Below are 1,294 nucleotides of genomic sequence, written 5' to 3' on the forward strand. Positions count from 1 at the left end.
GCCCCTCACTGTAGAGACCGGTACATCCTTTACAAATTAGACCGGGGACATCGTTTACACCTTTACAGGCTTGAAACGCGTTTGGCGCCGCTTTCAAGCCTGCCTAAACAGTGGCTGCAAAGGTACAGTTCCCAAGCGTCATCAGCCACTTCCTTCAGCGCGATGTCCTCTCCAATCAGAGCCTCTCCCAGAAAAATCAGCTGCCCTTTCCATTTAATTTCCCCATTTGACCGAACCTTGCGTACTTCAACATCCGAACCGTATTCAAGCGCAGGCAAGTAACCGGGATAAGTGCGTATCGACGGGCTATAGACAGATGCCGGCGGTTTCATGCCCAGCGCGGTATGCGGTCGGTGGTGGTTGAAGTCTTGGATGAAATCCTGAAAAGCCAACTGCTGGCGCACCAGGTTTTCCGCCGGTGGCACTGCTGCCTTTAGCGTTCGATGCATTCGTTCATGTCGACCATTTTGGTCGGGACGGCCAGGCGTAATCGTTTCGACATGGATTCCAAGCCTGATGAACCAAACCGATAACTTCGAAAGTCGCGCCAAACCTGTCGACGCGAAAGGAGCGCCATTGTCAGTGCGGATCACATCCGGCAGCCCATATTCTCGAAAAGCCCACTCAAAGCCTTCCCGCGTCGGCGCTCCGTGCGTACTGGGCAAAGCGCGACAGACGAATAAAAAGCGGCTCATCTGATCGGTAATGGTCAGCGGATAGCACCAATTACCGTCCTGCATTTTGAACTGCCCTTTGTAATCAGCACACCACGTCTGGTTGGGCGCGTCGACCGGACGCAAATGTGTTGGAGCACGGGGACGCGGGGGATAGGGCCGTCGCGCCACCACCAAACCAGCTTTCTTCAACCACTCCCCGGCGGTACTCGCCGCCGGCCATTGGATATGCGAATCGGAAACGCGCAGGCGATCAATGATCTGTTTGGGGCCCCGATCGGGATGTTCGTTTTTCTTGGCCAGCAACTTGGCGATGATTTCATCGGAAGTTTGGTGAGGGCAATTCAGCGGCTTACGCGACTGCTCTTTCAAGCCATCCACGCCCAACGCTGCATACCGTTCCAGCCACTTGTCGATGGTTGGACGACTGACGCCATACCGCCGGCTTAATTGGCTTTTGGTGTAGCTGCCGCTGAGCCAATCGCTAATTAACTTCACTCGTTGATCCATTGGGGACTCTTGTTTCCAGGGCATGGTCAGCACCTCCTGACCATGATTGATACCTGTAAACCATGTCCCCGGTCTCAAACGTAAAGGATGTACCCGGTCTTTACCCACCC

1 protein-coding gene is annotated in these 1,294 nt (G+C 54.6%); it reads right to left on the bottom strand.

Translation table 11 applies throughout. The features are described from left to right. Window positions 1–62: 62 nt before the first annotated feature. On the bottom strand, window positions 63–1,208 hold the full coding sequence (locus BK670_RS10045; protein ID WP_123449641.1) for an integrase core domain-containing protein: 1,146 nt from the start codon (window positions 1,206–1,208) through the stop codon (window positions 63–65). Window positions 1,209–1,294: the final 86 nt, after the last annotated feature.

This window comes from Pseudomonas fluorescens (assembly GCF_003732425.1).
GTDB classification, from domain to species: domain Bacteria; phylum Pseudomonadota; class Gammaproteobacteria; order Pseudomonadales; family Pseudomonadaceae; genus Aquipseudomonas; species Aquipseudomonas fluorescens_BE.

Excerpts from the sequence above, each read along its gene's own strand:
- BK670_RS10045 (WP_123449641.1), bottom strand. The coding sequence starts at position 1,208 with ATGCCCTGGAAACAAGAGTCCCCAATGGATCAACGAGTGAAGTTAATT.